The organism is Mycobacterium sp. IDUB_37, assembly GCF_055419245.1.
Window position 1 is genome coordinate 62,713 of the sequence record NZ_JBVAXG010000015.1, and the last position, 19,475, is coordinate 82,187.

General features: G+C 64.6%; 16 protein-coding genes. 13 read left to right on the top strand and 3 right to left on the bottom strand.

Annotated features, from left to right (window positions below):
• The first annotated feature begins 36 nt into the window (after positions 1-36).
• The 4 genes from ACZY1I_RS30860 (at position 37) to ACZY1I_RS30875 (ending at position 5,142) form a co-directional block, all read left to right on the top strand.
• A complete protein-coding gene (locus tag ACZY1I_RS30860; protein WP_463761329.1) occupies positions 37-2,073 on the top strand; it encodes a heavy metal translocating P-type ATPase in 2,037 nt (678 codons plus the stop codon).
• A gap of 186 nt (positions 2,074-2,259) precedes the next feature.
• Entirely contained in the window at positions 2,260-2,604 is a 345-nt protein-coding gene (gene trxA / locus ACZY1I_RS30865) for a thioredoxin (protein WP_463761330.1), read from the top strand.
• Between the two features lie 19 nt (positions 2,605-2,623).
• Complete coding sequence (locus ACZY1I_RS30870; RefSeq protein ID WP_463761415.1) at positions 2,624-3,472, top strand: enoyl-CoA hydratase; 849 nt, start codon at positions 2,624-2,626, stop codon at positions 3,470-3,472.
• A gap of 41 nt (positions 3,473-3,513) precedes the next feature.
• Positions 3,514-5,142 (top strand): ABC-F family ATP-binding cassette domain-containing protein, encoded by a 1,629-nt coding sequence (locus ACZY1I_RS30875; RefSeq protein ID WP_463761332.1) that lies wholly within the window; start codon positions 3,514-3,516, stop codon positions 5,140-5,142.
• 9 nt (positions 5,143-5,151) lie between these two features.
• Here ACZY1I_RS30875 and ACZY1I_RS30880 read toward each other — a convergent pair whose 3' ends face one another.
• Both ACZY1I_RS30880 and acnA read right to left on the bottom strand, forming a co-directional pair.
• Positions 5,152-5,715 (bottom strand): TetR/AcrR family transcriptional regulator, encoded by a 564-nt coding sequence (locus ACZY1I_RS30880; protein WP_463761333.1) that lies wholly within the window; start codon positions 5,713-5,715, stop codon positions 5,152-5,154.
• 18 nt (positions 5,716-5,733) lie between these two features.
• Positions 5,734-8,550, bottom strand: a complete 2,817-nt coding sequence (acnA, locus tag ACZY1I_RS30885) for an aconitate hydratase AcnA (RefSeq protein ID WP_463761335.1) — start codon at positions 8,548-8,550, stop codon at positions 5,734-5,736.
• A gap of 205 nt (positions 8,551-8,755) precedes the next feature.
• Here acnA and ACZY1I_RS30890 point away from each other — a divergent pair, with 205 nt between their 5' ends.
• The 6 genes from ACZY1I_RS30890 (at position 8,756) to ACZY1I_RS30915 (ending at position 15,034) form a co-directional block, all read left to right on the top strand.
• On the top strand, positions 8,756-9,325 hold the full coding sequence (locus ACZY1I_RS30890) for an Rv1476 family membrane protein (RefSeq protein WP_463761337.1): 570 nt from the start codon (positions 8,756-8,758) through the stop codon (positions 9,323-9,325).
• A 266-nt stretch (positions 9,326-9,591) separates the two neighbouring features.
• Positions 9,592-11,019 carry an NlpC/P60 family peptidoglycan endopeptidase RipA gene (ripA, locus tag ACZY1I_RS30895; RefSeq protein WP_463761338.1) on the top strand — a complete coding sequence of 476 codons (1,428 nt, stop codon included), beginning with the start codon at positions 9,592-9,594 and terminating at the stop codon, positions 11,017-11,019.
• Between the two features lie 9 nt (positions 11,020-11,028).
• Positions 11,029-11,754, top strand: a complete 726-nt coding sequence (gene ripB / locus ACZY1I_RS30900) for an NlpC/P60 family peptidoglycan endopeptidase RipB (RefSeq protein ID WP_463761339.1) — start codon at positions 11,029-11,031, stop codon at positions 11,752-11,754.
• 152 nt (positions 11,755-11,906) lie between these two features.
• Entirely contained in the window at positions 11,907-13,028 is a 1,122-nt protein-coding gene (gene moxR1, locus ACZY1I_RS30905) for a chaperone MoxR1 (protein WP_463761340.1), read from the top strand.
• Complete coding sequence (locus ACZY1I_RS30910; RefSeq protein ID WP_463761342.1) at positions 13,025-13,975, top strand: DUF58 domain-containing protein; 951 nt, start codon at positions 13,025-13,027, stop codon at positions 13,973-13,975. The genes moxR1 and ACZY1I_RS30910 overlap by 4 nt, the downstream gene beginning before the upstream one ends.
• Before the next feature lie 51 nt (positions 13,976-14,026).
• Entirely contained in the window at positions 14,027-15,034 is a 1,008-nt protein-coding gene (locus ACZY1I_RS30915; RefSeq protein ID WP_463761343.1) for a VWA domain-containing protein, read from the top strand.
• Here the strand turns inward: ACZY1I_RS30915 and qcrB are convergent.
• Positions 15,031-16,650 (bottom strand): cytochrome bc1 complex cytochrome b subunit, encoded by a 1,620-nt coding sequence (gene qcrB / locus ACZY1I_RS30920; RefSeq protein WP_463761345.1) that lies wholly within the window; start codon positions 16,648-16,650, stop codon positions 15,031-15,033. The genes ACZY1I_RS30915 and qcrB overlap by 4 nt on opposite strands.
• Before the next feature lie 187 nt (positions 16,651-16,837).
• Between qcrB and fabG1 the strand changes: the two genes are divergently transcribed.
• Genes fabG1 through ACZY1I_RS30935 form a run of 3 tightly spaced genes read left to right on the top strand, consistent with a single transcriptional unit; the run spans position 16,838 to position 19,475 of the window.
• Positions 16,838-17,605 (top strand): 3-oxoacyl-ACP reductase FabG1, encoded by a 768-nt coding sequence (gene fabG1, locus ACZY1I_RS30925; protein WP_463761346.1) that lies wholly within the window; start codon positions 16,838-16,840, stop codon positions 17,603-17,605.
• Positions 17,606-17,645: 40 nt separating this feature from the next.
• On the top strand, positions 17,646-18,455 hold the full coding sequence (inhA, locus tag ACZY1I_RS30930) for an NADH-dependent enoyl-ACP reductase InhA (RefSeq protein ID WP_463761348.1): 810 nt from the start codon (positions 17,646-17,648) through the stop codon (positions 18,453-18,455).
• Between the two features lie 18 nt (positions 18,456-18,473).
• A complete protein-coding gene (locus ACZY1I_RS30935; protein WP_463761349.1) occupies positions 18,474-19,475 on the top strand; it encodes a ferrochelatase in 1,002 nt (333 codons plus the stop codon).

Genomic DNA, 19,475 nt, shown 5'->3' on the forward strand with positions numbered 1-19,475 from the left:
TCCTGACGAACTCCCACCCCTTGTGAGGCCGCCGGAATGAGCTTGACCGCCATCGAATTAACGACCGCGCAAGTATCTTTCGACCGCGTTCCCAGCACAGTTGCCCGCCAGATGAGTTGGCGCGACGCGCTGTGGTCTGTGGTGTCCGTCCGCTGGGCGGCCGTCGCGCTGGTGCTGTTTCTGATCGGTTCAGTAGCCCAGCTCAACGGGGCACCGCAGGCCATCTGGTGGACGTTCTATCTGGCTTGCTACCTGGCCGGTGGCTGGGGCTCGGCGTGGGCCGGGGCACAAGCGTTGCGGAACAAGGCGCTCGACGTGGACCTGCTGATGATCGTCGCCGCGATCGGCGCGGTCGCGATCGGGCAAATCTTCGATGGAGCGCTGCTGATAGTTATTTTTGCGACGTCGGGCGCGCTCGACGACGTCGCCACCAGACACACCGCGGACTCCGTCAAAGGCTTGCTGGACCTCGCACCCGAAGAGGCCGTTGTGGTCGACCGGCAGGGCAACGAGCGGGTGGTGCCGGCCGGAGAATTGGTGGTGGGCGACCGAGTGTTGGTGCGACCGGGGGAGCGGATTCCGGCGGACGGCGCGGTGCGGTCCGGGGCGTCCGAGGTCGACCAGTGTTCCATCACCGGCGAATCGATGCCGGTGCCCAAGGCTGCCGGTGACGAGGTGTTCGCGGGCACTGTCAACGGTTCGGGTGTGCTGCATCTCGTAGTCACCCGGGATCCGTCGCAAAGCGTTGTCGCACGCATTGTCGAGTTGGTCGCCGAGGCGTCGGCCACAAAGGCCAAAACTCAACTTTTCATTGAGAAGATCGAACAGCGTTACTCGGTCACAGTGGTCGCAGCCACCTTGGCGCTCATCGTGATTCCGCTGATACTGGGGTGCCCGTTGCAGTCGGTTTTGTTGCGCGCCATGACATTCATGATCGTGGCATCCCCTTGTGCGGTGGTCCTGGCTACCATGCCGCCACTGCTGTCGGCGATTGCCAACGCGGGCCGGCACGGTGTGTTGGTGAAATCCGCTGTGGTGGTGGAACATCTCGCCGACACCAGCATTGTCGCGCTGGATAAGACCGGGACGCTGACGTGTGGCACACCGCAGCTGACCGCGGTCGAGGCGCTGTGCCCCGGCCTGGCGGATGAGCGGCGATTGCTCCAATTGGCAGCTGCTGCAGAACAATCCAGCGAACACCCGCTGGGTAGGGCCATCGTCGCGGAGGCTCGCCGGCGCGGTGTCACGGTTTTGGCGGCCGAAGACTTCCGTGCCATTCCGGGGCGCGGTGTGCGTGCGACGGTGGGGTCCGATTTCGTCGAGGTCTGCAGTCCGCACAGTTACCGCGGTGAGCCGTTACCCGAACTCGAGGCCATCGTGGAAGCCGGCGCAACAGCTGCCGTCGTAGTAGTGAACGGGGTGGCCATTGGAGTGCTCGGGCTCACCGACCAGATTCGTTCCGACGCCGCGGAATCCGTCGCCGCACTGACCGCGTTGACCTCGGCGCCGCCGGTGCTGTTGACCGGGGACAACGGCCGCGCCGCACGACGTGTCGCGCAGGACGCCGGCATCACCGACGTGCGCGCCGGATTGTTGCCGGAGCAGAAGGTCGAAGCGGTGCGCGCACTGCAGGCCGGTGGTCACCGGGTGCTCGTGGTCGGTGACGGTGTCAACGATGCCCCGGCGATGGCGGCGGCTCGCACGTCGGTGGCGATGGGTGCCGGCGCCGACCTCACCTTGCAAACCGCCGATGGCGTCACCGTGCGCGACGAATTGCACACCATTCCGACCATCATCGGATTGGCCCGGCACGCTCGCCGGGTGGTGACCGTCAACCTGGCCATCGCCGGCAGCTTCATCACGGTGCTGGTGCTTTGGGACTTGTTCGGCCAACTCCCGCTGCCACTCGGGGTGGCCGGTCACGAAGGATCCACGCTGCTGGTCGCCCTCAACGGCATGCGTCTGTTGACCAACCGCAGCTGGCGGGCTGCGGCTCATCCTGTTAGTCGTCCGCTCAGGGTCGTACGCTCAGCCAACGGGCGAAGTGGCGACGCGGGACCGCACCGCCGCTGATTTCAAGCGGGCGGTGTTCGGCAATGACAAAAGGCAAGCTGGTGTTCGAGCAGCCCGGTATCGCCAATCCGATGGTGATGGCCGATCTAATCCAGCATCTCCGGGAATACCGGCTTGCCTCCACGCCCAGCTTGCTGTGACATTCGACTAGGGAACAACTACTTTGACGCCGACGTTAGGACTGACGTGACTACCCAAGACCTCACTGGTGCGCAGTTCAACGAGACCATCAATGGCAATGACCTGGTTCTTGTCGATTTCTGGGCCTCGTGGTGCGGGCCGTGTCGCGCGTTCGCGCCGACATTCAAGGCGGCGTCGGAAAATCACCCTGACGTGGTGTTCGGCAAGGTCGACACCGAGGCCGAACAGGAGTTGGCAGCCGCGGCCCAGATCCGGTCCATCCCCACGCTGATGGCCTTCAAGAAGGGCAAGTTGCTGTTCAACCAGCCGGGTGCACTCCCGCCGGCGGCATTGGAGGATCTCGTGCAGCAGCTCAAAGCCTACGAATTCGAAGAGGCCACCGAAGTCTGAGTTCTGGTCGGGCGGCTAGCTGGGGCTGGCAGGTCTTCTTCTGCGTTACCGTTCTTTGGTGAGTTTGGTCCTCCTGGAATATCCGCGGCCCGAGATTGCTCTGGTTACCCTCAACCGTCCGGAGCGGATGAACTCCATGGCGTTCGACGTCATGATCCCGCTGAAAGAAGCGTTAGAGCAGGTCAACTACGACAACTCTGTGCGTGTCGTCGTGCTGACCGGGGCTGGCCGGGGGTTCTCTTCGGGTGCTGATCACAAGTCGGCGGGCAGCGTGCCGCACGTCGAAGACCTCACCCGGCCGACCTACGCGCTGCGGTCCATGGAGATTCTCGACGAGGTGATTCTGACGCTGCGCCGGCTGCACCAACCGGTGATCGCCGCGGTCAACGGCGCGGCCATCGGCGGGGGACTGTGCCTCGCGCTCGCCGCCGACATCCGGGTGGCCTCGACCAGCGCGTACTTCCGGGCAGCCGGCATCAACAACGGCCTGACAGCCAGCGAACTCGGCCTGAGCTACCTGTTGCCGCGGGCCATCGGGGCGTCGCGGGCGTTCGAAATCATGCTGACCGGTCGCGACGTCACCGCAGAGGAAGCAGAGCGGATCGGGCTGGTGTCCTGCCAGGTGCCCGACGCGCAGTTGCTCGACACCTGCTACGCGATCGCCGCGCGCATGGCCGCCTTCTCGAGGCCGGGTATCGAGTTGACCAAACGCACGTTGTGGAGTGGACTAGACGCTGGCAGCCTCGAGGGGCACATGCACGCCGAGGGTCTGGGACAGCTGTACGTCCGTTTGCTCACCTCCAACTTCGAAGAAGCAGTTGCCGCGCGCGCAGAGAAGCGGCCGGCGGTCTTCACCGACGACAAGTAGCAAACACCCTCCATTTCGGACGACTTGAGCAAGGAGCGAATGTGATCACGGCTACGGGCCTCGAGGTCCGCGCTGGTGCGCGCATCCTGCTGTCGCCCGACGGTCCCGACCTGCGGGTGCAGCCCGGCGACCGGATCGGACTGGTCGGGCGCAATGGAGCGGGCAAGACGACCACCCTGCGCATCCTGGCGGGTGAGAGTCAACCCTATGCCGGGTCGCTCGCCCGAAAAGGTGAAATCGGTTACCTGCCACAGGATCCTCGAGAGGGTGACCTCGACGTGCTGGCCCGCGACCGGGTGCTGTCGGCCCGCGGCCTGGACGCGCTGCTCACCGATCTGGAGAAGCAGCAGGCTCTGATGGCTGAGGTCGCGGATGAAAAAGAGCGCGATCGCGCGATCCGCAAATACGGCCAGCTGGAGGAGCGTTTCGTCGCGCTCGGTGGCTACGGCGCCGAGAGCGAGGCGGGACGAATCTGCGCCAGCCTCGGACTGCCCGACCGGGTGCTGACTCAGCAACTGCGCACGCTGTCCGGGGGCCAGCGGCGCCGGGTCGAACTGTCCCGCATTCTGTTCGCCGCATCCGACAGCGGCGCCGGATCCTCAACGACATTGCTGCTGGACGAGCCGACCAACCACCTGGACGCGGATTCTGTTGGCTGGCTTCGGGATTTCCTGCGGTCCCACAACGGGGGACTGGTGATCATCAGCCACAACGTCGAGTTGCTGGCCGACGTCGTCAACCGGGTGTGGTTCCTCGACGCCGTGCGCGGCGAAGTCGACGTCTACAACATGGGCTGGCAGAAGTATCTTGATGCCCGCGCCACCGACGAGCAGCGTCGTCGCCGCGAGCGTTCCAACGCCGAACGCAAGGCCGCCGCACTCCGGACGCAGGCCGCCAAGCTGGGCGCCAAAGCCACCAAAGCCGTTGCTGCGCAGAATATGTTGCGTCGCGCGGATCGGATGATGGCTGCCCTGGACGACGAACGCGTCGCCGACAAGGTGGCCCGCATCAAGTTCCCGACCCCGGCCCCGTGCGGCCGTACGCCGCTGATTGCCAAGGGACTGAGCAAGACCTACGGGTCACTCGAGATATTCACCGGACTGGATCTGGCCATAGACCGCGGCTCGCGTGTCGTGGTGCTCGGACTCAACGGTGCCGGCAAGACCACGCTGCTTCGGCTACTGGCCGGGGTTGAGACGCCCGATACCGGCGGTCTCGAGCCCGGTTACGGCTTGCGGACGGGTTACTTCGCCCAGGAGCACGACACGCTCGACAACGATGCGACCGTGTGGGAGAACATCCGGCACGCCGCACCGGAAACCGGGGAACAGGACCTGCGCGGGCTGCTCGGGGCCTTCATGTTCAGCGGCCCGCAACTCGATCAGGCCGCCGGCACCCTGTCCGGCGGCGAGAAGACTCGGCTGGCGCTCGCCGGCCTGGTGGCATCGACCGCCAATGTGTTGCTTCTCGATGAACCGACCAACAACCTGGACCCGGCGTCGCGCGAACAGGTACTCGACGCCTTGCGCAGCTACAAGGGTTCGGTGGTGTTGGTGACGCACGACCCCGGCGCGGCAGAGGCACTCGACCCACAGCGGGTCCTGCTGCTGCCCGACGGTACCGAGGACTACTGGTCCGAGGACTACCGCGACCTCATCGAGCTGGCCTGACGAGCGGCTCTAGCGCCGCCGCACCGAGTTCTCCACCAGGTCCAGCACCGCGGCTAGCCGTTGGGGGTCTTCGCCGGATGCCAGCCGGGCCACCAGGCCGTCCAGCACCAGATCCAGATAGCAGTGCAGCACATCGTTGGGCACATCGTCGCGGACGCGGTGCGCCTCCTTCTGGCGGCGCAGGCGCTCGGTGGTCGCCGCCGCCAACTCCGCTGAACGCTCCTCCCAGCCGCGGCTGAACTCGGGGTCCTGGCGCAGCTTGCGCGCGATCTCCAGGCGAGTAGCCAGCCAATCGAACTGGTCAGGCGCGGCGAGCATGTCACGCATCACCTGAATAAGCCCCGAGCGCGACGCGACTTCCGCCATCTTCTGGGTGTCCTCGCGCGCCAGCGCGAAGAACAGGGCGTCCTTATCCCGGAAGTGGTGGAAGATCGCGCCGCGCGACAAGCCGATCTCTTGTTCCAACCGTCGCACCGTGGCCTGGTCGTAGCCATATTCGGCGAAACAGCGGCGTGCACCGTCGAGGATCTGACGGCGCCGGGCCTCCAGATGGTCCTCGCTGACTTTCGGCACCTGCGAGCCTGGTGCCGATTAGCCAGACTTCAACATGTTGCGCAGCACGTATTGCAGGATGCCGCCGTTTCGGTAGTAGTCGGCTTCCCCAGGCGTGTCGATGCGCACCACCGCGTCGAATTCGACCTTCGAGTCGTCACTCTTGGTGGCTGTCACCTTGACTGTCTTCGGGGTCTTCCCGTCGTTGAGTGCCTCGATGCCGGTGATGTCGAAGACCTCGGTGCCGTCCAGCTTGAGCGACTTGGCCGACTCACCCTCCGGGAATTGCAACGGGATGACGCCCATACCGATCAGGTTTGACCGGTGGATGCGCTCGAAGGATTCGGTGATCACCGCGCGCACGCCCAGCAGCAGCGTGCCCTTGGCCGCCCAGTCCCGCGAGGAGCCGGAGCCGTATTCCTTACCACCCAACACCACCAGCGGAATGTTCTGCTCCGCATAGTTTTTCGATGCGTCGAAGATGAATGCCTGCGGCCCACCGTCCTGAGTGAAGTCGCGGGTGTAGCCGCCGGAAACGTCGTCGAGTAGCTGGTTCTTCAACCGGATGTTGGCGAAGGTGCCGCGAATCATCACCTCGTGGTTGCCGCGTCGCGAGCCGAGCGAGTTGAAATCCTTTGGCTCGACGCCGTGTTCTTCCAGGTACTGCGCGGCGGGGGTGCCCTTCTTGATGGCGCCGGCTGGCGAGATGTGGTCGGTGGTCACCGAATCGCCCAGCAGGGCAAGCACTCTGGCGCCCTTGATGTCTGCGACCGGCTCCGGCTCGGCCGGCATCCCGTCGAAGTACGGTGCCTTGCGCACGTAGGTGGAATTGTCGTCCCACTCGAAGGTATTGCCTTCCGGGGTGGGTAGCGACCGCCACCGATCGTCGCCCTTGAAGACGTCGGCGTAGGAATCGACGAACATCTCGCGGTTGATGGAAGAGGCGATAACCTCCTCGATCTCTTCGGTCTTCGGCCAGATGTCCTTCAGGAACACGTCATTACCGTCGTGGTCCTTGCCCAACGAGTCCGACTCGAAGTCGAAGTCCATGGTGCCCGCGATGCCGTAGGCGATCACCAGTGGCGGTGAGGCCAGGTAGTTCATCTTGACGTCGGGGGAGATGCGGCCCTCGAAGTTGCGGTTGCCCGAGAGCACCGCGGTCACCGACAGGTCGTTGTCGTTGATCGCCTTGGAGATCTCGTCGGGCAGCGGTCCGGTGTTGCCGATGCAGGTGGTGCAGCCGTAGCCACCCAGGTAGTAGCCCAGCTTCTCCAGGTACGGCCAGAGGCCCGCCTTGTTGTAGTAGTCGGTCACCACCTGCGAGCCCGGGGCCATGTTGGTCTTAACCCACGGCTTGGAGGTCAGGCCCTTCTCGACGGCGTTGCGGGCCAGCAGGGCCGCTCCGAGCATCACCGACGGGTTGGAAGTGTTGGTGCACGAGGTGATTCCCGCGACGACGACGGCGCCATGGTCGAGCACGAAGTCACCTCGCTCCGCCGAGCGCACCTTGACGGCCTTGGACGGCCGGCCGGAGTGGCCGTTGGCGGCGCTAGGTGTCGCGTCGACAGCCCCGTCGTCGGCGAACGACAGACTCACCGAATCGCTGGCCGGGAACGACTCTCCGACTGCTTCGTCGAGTTTCGTCTCGGGTGCCGGGTGATTCTCCTCGACGTAGTTGTGGATGTCCTTGCGGAACGCGACCTTGGCCTCCGACAACAGGATTCGGTCCTGCGGACGCTTCGGGCCGGCGATCGAGGGCACCACCGTGGACAGATCGAGTTCGAGGTACTCGGAGTACTTCGCCTCGTGGTCGGGGTCGTGCCACATGCCCTGAGCTTTGGCGTACGCCTCGACCAGCGCGAGCTGCTCCTCGGACCGGCCGGTCAGCGTCAGGTACTTGATCGTCTCTTCGTCGATCGGGAAAATCGCTGCGGTCGAACCGAATTCGGGGCTCATGTTGCCCAAAGTGGCGCGGTTGGCCAGCGGTACCTCGGCCACACCCTTGCCGTAGAACTCGACGAACTTGCCGACCACGCCGTGCTTGCGAAGCATCTCGGTGACGGTCAACACAACGTCGGTGGCGGTGACGCCGGGCTTGATCTCACCGGTCAGCTTGAATCCGACGACCCGCGGGATGAGCATCGAAACGGGCTGGCCGAGCATGGCGGCCTCGGCCTCGATGCCGCCGACGCCCCAGCCGAGGACGCCGAGGCCGTTGACCATGGTGGTGTGGCTGTCGGTGCCCACACAGGTGTCCGGGTAGGCCACGCCATCGCGGACCATCACGGTGCGGGCCAGGTACTCGATGTTGACCTGGTGCACGATCCCGGTGCCCGGCGGGACGGCCTTGAAATCATCGAAAGCGCCTTGGCCCCAACGTAAGAACTGGTAGCGCTCGCCGTTGCGCTCGTACTCGAGTTCGACGTTGCGCTCGAAGGCGTCGGCGGTGCCGAATACGTCCAGAATCACCGAGTGGTCGATCACCAGCTCGGCGGGTGCCAGGGGGTTGACCTTCTCCGGGTCGCCGCCGAGATCGGCGACGGCCTCGCGCATGGTGGCCAGGTCGACCACGCACGGCACGCCGGTGAAGTCCTGCATGATCACCCGGGCGGGAGTGAACTGAATCTCGATGCTGGGATCTGCCTCGGGATCCCAGTTGGCAATCGCCTCGATGTGGTCCTTGGTGATGTTGGCGCCGTCTTCGGTGCGGAGCAGATTTTCGGCAAGAACCTTAAGGCTGTAGGGGAGTTTCTTGGCGCCCTCTACAGCGTCGAGGCGGTAGATCTCGTAACTGTTATCGCCGACCTTGAGGGTGTCGCGGGCTTCGAACGAATTCACCGAACCTTTGCTAGTCACATCAACTCCCGAGGATTAAGTTCTATCCGCCGACGGGCCGTGTCGACGGTGCGGTGCTACTTTAACAGTACGCTTGTCCTACAAGAAGTGGCACCCCAGTTGACCAGTCTTGTCCAGTGAGGTTCCTGGCGGAAGACCCCAGTTACCACTGCCGGGGCGCGGCGCCGGGTACGGTGCACCTAGCACCGCGGGAGGAGCGATACCAATGACCGGGCGTGAACTATTCGCCGAGCTGCCATTGCCGCAGACGATTCCGTTCTTGCCCGAATACATTCCGCAGGACGTCGACATCAACTCGGTCAAGGCGCAGATCGCCGCGGACGGCGTCGCCGCCGCGCCGGCAGCGGAACAGGGTCTGCAGGACGTGGTCAGTCAAGCCCGCGGTGACGGCATCAACCTCAAGATCGTCCTGCTCGACCACAACCCGCCGAACGACACCCCGCTCCGCGACATCGCCACCGTCGTCGGCGCCGACTACCCGGACGCGACCGTGTTGGTGCTCAGTCCCAGCTACGTCGGCAGCTATAGCTCGCACTACCCGCGGGTCACCCTCGAGGCGGGCGAGGACCATTCGAAGACCGGCAATCCGGTGCAGTCCGCGCAGAACTTCCTCAACGAACTGAACACCCCCGAGTTTCCGTGGACGGCGTTCACGATTGTTTTGCTGATCGGAGTGTTTGGGGCCGCGGTAGGCACTCGGTTCAGGCAGCTGCGCAGCAGGCAGTCAGCAACGCCCGCCGTTGCGGCCGAAGGCGCCCAAGAGGGCGACGACTAACCTATCGCGCCTGGTCAACGACCTGTTCCCGCAGTGATCCAGCCCGCCGAAAGGCGCATACGGCAAACCCCAGAGGTCACTGTTCGGTCACAGTAAACGCACTTCCAGAGTGCAGTTTGTGACTTACGTTTCTTTAGCGACAAGCGTGACGTACGGTGCGTTTGATGCTTGTGATCACTCTTGTGAATCCGTGTGATTCCTGGAAGGCGCTTTCCGTGAAAACCGGCGCCGTTCAGCAGATTTAGGCCATAGGAGAACCAAGTCTAATGAGACGGACACGCCGTGGCTGTGCTTCGCGAACCGCCGCCAGGTTGGTGCGGCCTGCCGTACCGGCGGTGCTGAGTGTGGCATTGCTATTCGGCGCGCAGGATTTGGCATGCGGCACGGCGAAAGCCGATCCCGCTGCTGACTCGATGGCGGTGCTGATCGCCAACGTGGCCAAGGCCAACCAGCGACTGGAGGACCTGAGCGCCACGGTCGAAATGGAAGAGGAGAGCGTCAATAAGGCGCTGGTTGCTGTCGCGGATGCGCGCGAGGCAGCCGAGGACGCCGGGCACGAAGTCGACGCCAGCGAGCAGGCGGTAAAGGACGCCAACGCTGCTATCGCCACTGCGCAACACCGGTTCAACAACTTTGCGGCGGCCACCTACATGAGGGGTCCGTCGGACGGGTACCTGACCGCCCGCAGCCCGGAGGATCTCATCGCGGCTGCGGCAGCGACGCAAGCCATGACCGCCAGCTCTCAGGCGGTGATCGCCAAGCTGCAGCGGGCGCGCACCGAACAGGTCAACAAGGAATCGACTGCCCGCCAAGCCAAGCAGAAGGCGGATCAGGCTGTCGCCGATGCCAAGACCAGTCAGGAAGCCGCGGCGGCAGCGCTTGGAGAGACCCACCGCAAGTTCGAAGAACAACGCGAGGAAGTCAACCGCGTCTTCGCCGAGCGGGAGGCCGCTGAAGCCAAGCTGCAGACGGCACAACTGGTCGCGTGGAAGGCGTCCGGCAGTCAGGGTGAACCACCAGCAGGAATGTGGGACTCCGCCAACGGGCCGGGCGGAGGCCGTCGTTGGGACGGGTGGGACCCGTCGCTGCCGCAGGTTCCGAGCGCCAACATCCCCGGCGACCCGATCGCTGTGGTTAACCAGGTGTTGGGTTATTCGGCGACGTCGGCGCAGGTCACTGCCAGCATGGGCAAGCAATTCCTGCAGGGGCTGGGCATCCTCAAGCCTGACGACACGGGCATTACGAACGCCCCCGCGGGCGCCACGTCCGGTCGGATCCCACGGGTCTATGGGCGGCAGGCTTCCGAGTACGCCATCCGCCGCGGGATGTCGCAGATCGGCGTGCCCTACTCCTGGGGCGGCGGCAACGCGGCCGGCCCCAGTCACGGCATCGACTCGGGCGCCAGCATTACCGGCTTCGACTGTTCGGGCCTGGTCCTCTACTCGTTCGCCGGGGTCGGCATCAAGCTGCCGCACTACTCGGGTTCGCAGTACAACATGGGCCGCAAAATCCCGACCTCTCAGATGCGCCGCGGCGACGTCATCTTCTACGGACCGGGTGGAAGCCAGCACGTGACGATCTACCTCGGCCAGGGCCAGATGCTCGAGGCTCCCGACATCGGTTTGAAGGTGCGTACTGCTCCGGTGCGTACCAGCGGCATGACGCCCTTCGTGATCCGCTATATCGAATATTAACGAGGTCCTATGCGCCACAAACGATTTCGTCGTTCCATAGCCTGGCTACCGCCCCTGATCATGGGGCTGGTAGCCGGGCTTGTGATCGCTTTGGCAGCGCCGGCCGCGGCCGAGCCGGGAGAGTGGGATCCCACGCTGCCGGCTGCGGTCAGCGCCGGTGCGCCGGGGGACCCGGTCGCCGCCGCCAACGCGGGATTGCAAGTCACCGCCCAGGCCACGCAGACCACCCTCAATCTGGGTCAGCAGTTCCTCAGCGGCCTCGGCATCAACCTGGGTGGTTCCACTCCAGCCGGTGCCAACACCAGCGGAAGCAAAATTCCGCGGGCCAACGGCAGGCAGGCCATCGAGCACGTGATCCAGCGCGCCGGGTCGCAGATGGGTGTGCCGTACTCGTGGGGTGGCGGGAGTCTGGACGGGCCCAGCCACGGGGTCGACGACGGGGCAAACATCAATGGCTTCGACTGCTCGGGCCTGATGCGGTACGCATTCGCCGGTGTCGGCGTGCTGATTCCACGCTTCTCCGGCGACCAGTACACGGCCGGGCGGCACATCCCGCAAAACGAAGCCAGGCGCGGAGACCTGATCTTCTACGGCCCCAACGGACGCCAGCACGTCACCATGTACCTCGGTAACGGCCAGATGCTCGAGGCCTCCAGCCTCGCGGGCAAAGTCACCATCAGCCCGGTACGCAAACCCGGCATGACTCAATATCTGACTAGGATCATCGAGTACTGAGCCGGTAGGGCGCGCCTGAGAGTCGCCTGATAGCGAACCGGCGATGTCGACGGAGTTCCAGACGCCTGGAATAGTTGAACGCGGGCACGTCGCGGCCCCGTGACGATGGTCGCGACAGCAGTCGTGTCCGAACGAGCTGTGGAGGGTTATTGATGACAACGGCAGGTGGCGGTTACCCGGGTCACGGTGGGCATTCGGCCCCACCCACCCAGGAGGCGCCGTTGAGTGCGCACGGTGGAGCCGATGGGCTGGCCGCCGAGGTGCACACCCTCGAGCGGGCCATTTTCGAGGTCAAGCGGATCATTGTCGGCCAGGACCAGCTGGTGGAGCGGATGCTGGTCGGCCTGCTGGCCAAGGGCCACGTGCTGCTGGAAGGTGTTCCCGGCGTCGCCAAGACGCTGGCCGTCGAGACCTTTGCCCGGGTTGTGGGCGGGACGTTCGCGCGTATTCAGTTCACACCTGACCTGGTGCCCACCGACATCGTCGGTACCCGCATCTATCGGCAGGGCAAGGAAGAGTTCGACACCGAACTCGGCCCGGTGGTGGTCAACTTCCTGCTCGCTGACGAGATCAACCGTGCGCCGGCGAAGGTCCAGTCCGCCCTACTGGAGGTCATGGCCGAACGTCAGGTGTCGATCGGTGGCAAGCGGTTCCCGCTGCCCAACCCCTTCCTGGTGATGGCGACCCAGAACCCGATCGAGCAAGAGGGCGTCTACCCGCTGCCTGAAGCGCAGCGCGACCGCTTCCTGTTCAAGATCAACGTCGGCTACCCGACGCCCGAAGAAGAACGCGAGATCATCTACCGGATGGGTGTCACGCCGCCGCAGGCCAAGCAGATCCTCAACACCGGCGACCTGCTGCGACTGCAGGGCGTCGCGGCCAACAGCTTCGTCCACCACGCGCTGGTCGACTATGTGGTCCGGATCGTGACCGCCACCCGGCACCCCGAGCAGTTGGGGATGAACGACGTCAAGACCTGGATCGCATTCGGCGCTTCGCCTCGTGCCTCGCTCGGCATCATCGCCGCGTCCCGGGCTCTGGGCCTGGTGCGCGGACGTGACTACGTGATCCCGCAGGACATCATCGACGTCATTCCCGACGTGCTCCGGCACCGGTTGGTTCTCACCTACGACGCCCTCGCCGACGAGATCACGTCGGAGATCGTGATCAACCGCATCATGCAGACCGTCGCGTTGCCGCAAGTCAATGCCGTTCCTCAGCAAGGACATTCGGTGGGCCCGGTGATGCAGGGTGCCGCGGCGGGCGGTCGGTGACCGACTCTAAAACGCCGGCGGTCGTCCATCCGCCGTCATTCCAGCGCGGCAACCTCGACGACCCGAAGCTGTCGGCGGCGCTGCGTACCCTCGAGCTGACCGTCAGCCGGAAGCTCGACGGCATCTTGCACGGTGACCACTTGGGTCTGATCCCGGGGCCGGGATCCGAGCCGGGCGAGTCGCGGATGTACCAGCCGGGCGACGACGTGCGCCGGATGGACTGGGCGGTCACGGCGCGGACCACGCATCCGCACGTGCGGCAGATGATCGCCGACCGTGAACTGGAGACTTGGCTGGTCATCGACCTTTCTGCCAGCCTCGACTTCGGCACGGCCGTCTGCGAGAAGCGAGATCTCGCCGTGGCGGCCGCGGCGGCCATCTCGTATCTCAACGTCGGTGGCGGTAACCGGCTCGGTGCGCTGGTTTCCAACGGCAGCAACACGATTCGCGTACCCGCGCGCTCCGGCCGGGAGCACGTGCACACGATGCTGCGCTCGATTGCAACCACGCCCAAGGCTCCCGCCGGCGTCCGCGGGGACCTGGCCGAAACCATCGACGCGCTGCGCCGGCCGGAGCGCCGCCGCGGGATGGCGGTGATCATCAGCGACTTCCTGGGTCCGATCAACTGGATGCGTCAGATGCGCGCGATCGCGGCTCGTCATGAGGTGCTGGCCATCGAGGTACTCGATCCCCGCGACGTCGAACTGCCGGACATCGGTGACGTCATTCTGCAGGACGCTGAATCCGGACGGACCCGCGAGTTCACCATCGATGCCCAGCTGCAAACCGACTTCGCGAGGGCGGCGGCGGCTCATCGTGCCGAAGTGGCCCGCACCGTTCGTGGTTGCGGCGCCCAACTCATGTGTCTTCGCACCGACCGCGACTGGATTGCCGACATCGTCCGTTTTGTCGCGTCTCGCCGGCGTGGGGCAATGGGGCGTCGGTGACCGGCACTCACGCGATGACACCAACGCTCATATTTTCAAGACAGGTTTGATATGACGCTGCCCTTACTCGGGCCGATGACGCTGTCCGGCTTCGAACATTCGTGGTTCTTCCTGTTCTTGCTCGTCGTCGCGGCCCTGATCGCGCTGTACGTGGTGCTGCAGCTCGCGCGCCAGCGGCGGATGCTGCGATTCGCCAACATGGAGTTGCTGGAAAGCGTTGCGCCCAAACGGCCTTCGAAATGGCGGCACATCCCGGCGATCCTATTGGTTTCCGCGCTGGTGTTGTTCACCATCGCGATGGCCGGGCCGACCAACGATGTGCGGATTCCGCGTAACCGCGCGGTGGTGATGCTGGTGATCGACGTGTCGCAGTCGATGCGCGCCACCGACGTCGAACCCAACCGGATGGCGGCCGCGCAGGAAGCCGCCAAGCAGTTCGCCGACGAACTCACCCCCGGGATCAACCTCGGCCTGATCGCCTATGCAGGCACCGCGACCGTGCTGGTGTCGCCGACGACCAACCGCGACGCGACCAAGGCGGCCCTGGACAAGCTGCAGTTCGCCGACCGCACCGCCACCGGGGAGGCGATCTTCACCGCCCTGCAGGCCATCGCCACCGTCGGCGCGGTAATCGGCGGCGGTGACACGCCTCCGCCGGCGCGCGTCGTGTTGTTCTCCGACGGCAAAGAGACGATGCCGACCAACCCGGACAACCCCAAGGGCGCCTTCACCGCCGCGCGTACCGCCAAGGACCAGGGCGTACCGATCTCGACGATCTCGTTCGGCACCCCGTACGGATTCGTGGAGATCAACGACCAGCGTCAGCCGGTGCCCGTCGATGACGAGACGATGAAAAAGGTCGCACAACTCTCCGGCGGAAACTTCTACAGCGCCGCCACTCTGGCCGAGTTGAAGGCGGTCTACTCCTCACTGCAGCAGCAGATCGGCTACGAGACCATCAAGGGTGACGCGAGCGTGGGCTGGCTCCGCCTGGGTGCGTTGGTGCTGGCGATCGCCGGGATCGCCGCGCTGCTGATCAACCGCCGGTTGCCTACTTAGCGCTCGGCTCCGTTGCCGTTCTGGCGTTCGCGTATCGCCGTCAGCGCGCGCTGTTCGCTGGCGTGGGCCGCCTCGCGCAGCTCTGCCGCTTCTGACGGCGGATCGGCCGACAGGAAGCTGCCCAGGCCGGGGCGCCCACCCAGGCCAAGTTTGTTAGCCCGCTTGGGAACCGGGGTGCCCTGGTACCGCAATGGGATGGCGTGGCCGTCGTCGTCGACCGAACCCAGCGGTTGGTGCATTTCGATGTAGGCGCCATGCGGCAGTCGTCGGATGATGCCGGTTTCGACGCCGTGTTCCAGCACAGCACGGTCACTGCGCTGCAAACTGACACACCAGCGGTAGGTGACGAAGTAGACGAACGGTGGGAGCACCACCATCCCGATGCGGCCTATCCACGTCGTCGCGTTCAGGGAAATATGGAACAGATAGGCGATGATGTCGTTGAACGACGAGAAGGTGAGCACGATATAGAACGCGATCGCCATCGCCCCGATTGACGTGCGTACCGGGACGTCACGGGGCCGCTGCAAAAGGTTGTGGTGGGCGCGATCGCCGGTGACCCGCCTCTCCAGGAATGGATACACGACCAGAAGGCCCAAGATCAGGCCCATCAGCAGCGCGACGGCAACGGCGGCCGGAATCGTGTGGTGCCCGATGTAGAACTCCCACGCCGGCCACAGCCGGACCAGTCCGTCGGTCCACATCATGTAGAAGTCAGGTTGCGAGCCCGCGGCGACCTGAGAAGGCTTGTAGGGACCCAGATTCCAGATCGGGTTGATCTGCAGCAGCCCACCCATCAGGCCGAGCACTCCGACGATCGCAGCGAAGAAGGCGCCGGATTTCACGGCGAACACCGGCATCACCCGCACGCCGACGACATTGTGTTCGGTACGTCCGGGCCCGGGGAACTGGGTGTGCTTCTGGAACCAAACCAAAGCAAGGTGCACCCCGATGAGTGCCAGCATGATGCCCGGGAAGATCAGAATGTGGATGGCGTACAGGCGGGGGATGAGGATGTCGCCGGGAAAATCCCCACCGAACAACAGCCAGTGCAGCCAAGTGCCCATCACCGGGATTCCCAGGGTGATCGAGGACAACGCGGCCCGCACACCTGTGCCAGACAGCAGGTCGTCGGGCAGGGAGTATCCGAAAAAGCCCTCGAACATGGCCAGGATCAGCAGCAGTGCCCCGATCACCCAGTTGGCTTCCCGGGGCCGGCGGAACGCGCCGGTGAAGAACACCCGAGCCATGTGCACCATGATCGAAGCGGCAAACATCAACGCGGCCCAATGGTGGATCTGGCGGACGAATAACCCGCCCCGCACCTCGAACGAGATGTTCAGCGCCGTTTCGTAGGCGCGCGACATCTCGATGCCCCGCAACGGCTGGTAGACACCGTTGTAGGTGACCTCGGCCATCGATGGGTCGAAGAACAGCGTCAGCCACACTCCGGTGATCAGCAGCACGATGAAGCTGTAGAGCGCTACCTCGCCGAGCAGAAACGACCAGTGCGTCGGAAAGACCTTGTTCAGCTGGCGCCGCACCGCCGCCGAGGGGTGATACCGAGTATCGATCTCATCGGCTTGATGTCCCAGGCTCAGTTTCTCGCGAATCATCGTCGTACCTCGAAGTCGGCGGGACAGGGGTGCACAGTTCAAACAGTACGCTACTGAATTATTAGTTCATTAGTGAATTATCAATACAATTCTGATCTTGTGGTTCATCAGTCCACTTGTCCGTGGTCGAACTGTGTGTCGCTGGCCCAATTTCGGCCCAACCACGGTGAGGCGATAGGTTGACGGGGTGACTGACACAGCCACCGATACAGAAAACGAGGCCGCTCCGCGCGCCGGCAAGCCATCATTCGTGTCCCGTTCAGTCCTGGTCACCGGCGGAAACCGGGGGATCGGGCTGGCGATCGCACAGCGACTGGCCGCCGACGGCCACAAGGTGGCCGTCACCCACCGCGGGTCCGGCGCGCCCGAGGGGTTGTTCGGCGTCGAGTGTGACGTCACCGACAGCGACGCCGTCGATCGCGCGTTCAAAGAGGTCGAGGCGCACCAGGGTGCCGTCGAGGTGCTGGTGTCCAACGCCGGCATTTCCAAGGACGCGTTCCTGATCCGGATGACCGAGGAGCGGTTCGAAGAAGTCATCAACGCTAACCTCACCGGGGCCTTCCGGGTGACCCAGCGCGCGGCGCGCAGCATGCAGAAAAAGCGGTTCGGCCGGATCATCTACATCGGCTCTGTCTCCGGTAGCTGGGGCATCGGCAACCAGTCCAACTACGCGGCCGCCAAAGCCGGCCTGATCGGCATGGCTCGCTCGATCTCCCGGGAACTGTCCAAGGCCGGCGTCACCGCCAACGTTGTCGCCCCCGGCTACATCGACACCGAGATGACCCGCTCACTAGATGAGCGGATCCAGGCCGGCGCACTCGATTTCATCCCGGCCAAACGGGTCGGCACGGCCGAAGAGGTGGCCGGCGCGGTCAGCTTCCTCGCGTCGGAGGACGCGAGCTATATCGCCGGCGCGGTCATCCCGGTCGACGGCGGCATGGGTATGGGTCACTGAGACAGCCACGAAGATCAAGACGGACGAGAACGGACGAAGTATGACAGGACTGCTCGAAGGCAAACGGATTCTGGTCAGCGGCATCATCACTGACTCGTCGATCGCGTTCCACATCGCCAAAGTCGCCCAGGAGCAAGGCGCTCAGCTGGTGCTCACCGGCTTCGACCGGTTGCGGCTGATTCAGCGCATCGCAGACCGACTGCCGGAGAAGGCTCCGCTGATCGAGCTCGACGTGCAGAACGAGGAGCACCTGGCCAGCCTGGCCGGCCGGGTGACCGAGGTGATCGGCGAGGGCAACAGGCTCGATGGCGTGGTGCACTCGATCGGTTTCATGCCGCAGACCGGAATGGGCATCAACCCGTTCTTCGATGCCCCCTACGAGGACATCGCCAAGGGCATCCACATCTCCGCGTACTCGTATGCCTCGCTGGCCAAAGCGCTACTGCCGATCATGAACTCCGGTGGCGGCATCGTCGGCATGGACTTCGACCCTACCCGCGCGATGCCCGCCTACAACTGGATGACGGTCGCCAAGAGCGCACTGGAATCGGTGAACCGGTTCGTGGCGCGCGAGGCCGGTAAGGTCGGCGTCCGTTCCAATCTCGTTGCCGCCGGGCCGATCCGGACGCTCGCGATGAGCGCCATCGTCGGTGGCGCGCTCGGTGACGAGGCCGGTGCTCAGATCCAGTTACTCGAAGACGGTTGGGACCAGCGTGCCCCGCTCGGCTGGAACATGAAGGACCCGACGCCCGTTGCCAAGACGGTATGCGCTCTGCTGTCCGAGTGGCTGCCTGCCACGACCGGCACCATCATCTACGCCGACGGCGGCGCCAGCACGCAATTACTCTAGAAATGTTCGGCGAAGCAAATGGAGTTTGACGCTGTCCTGCTGCTGTCCTTCGGCGGGCCGGAAGGCCCCGAGCAGGTACGGCCGTTCCTGGAAAACGTCACAAGGGGCAGGAATGTGCCCCCCGAACGCCTCGACGTCGTCGCCGAACACTACCTGCATTTCGGTGGCGTATCACCGATCAACGGCATCAACCGTGCACTGATCCGCGAGTTGCAAGACGAGCAGCCCTTGCCTGTCTACTTCGGCAACCGCAACTGGGAACCGTACATAGAAGACACCGTTGAAGCCATGCGCGACAACGGTGTTGGGCGCGCAGCCGTATTCACCACGTCAGCGTGGAGTGGCTATTCCGGCTGCACGCAGTATGTCGAAGACATAGCCCGCGCGCGCCTTGCGGCCGGTCCCGAGGCGCCCGAATTGATCAAGCTGCGAACCTATTTCGACCACCCGCTGTTTGTCGAAATGTTCGCCGAGGCAATCGCAAAGGCTGCCGGCACGGTGCCATCCGGCGCACGACTGGTTTTCACCGCGCACTCCGTTCCGATCGCTGCCGACCAGCGCTGCGGGCCCAACCTGTACAGCCGTCAGGTCGCTTATGCCGCAAGGCTTGTCGCCTCCGCCGCGGGTTACGACGAGTACGACCTGGTCTGGCAGTCCCGCTCGGGCCCGCCGCAGGTTCCGTGGCTCGAGCCCGACGTCGGCGACCATCTTGCGACGCTGGCGAATAGCGGCACCAAGGCCGTAATCGTCTGTCCCATCGGCTTTGTCGCCGACCACATAGAGGTGGTCTGGGATCTCGACAACGAGTTGCTCTTGCAAGCCGACGCACTCGGTGTGGCGCTCGCGCGTGCCGGAACGCCCAATTCCGATCGCCGATTCGCCCGGCTGGCAGCGGATTTGATCGATGAACTTCGGTGCGGGCGCGAGCCGACCCGCGTTAGCGGCCCCGAACCTATCCTGGGGTGTTTGGCCAGTAACAACGGTGAGCCGTGCCGTCCGCCGCACTGCGCCGCCGACTGA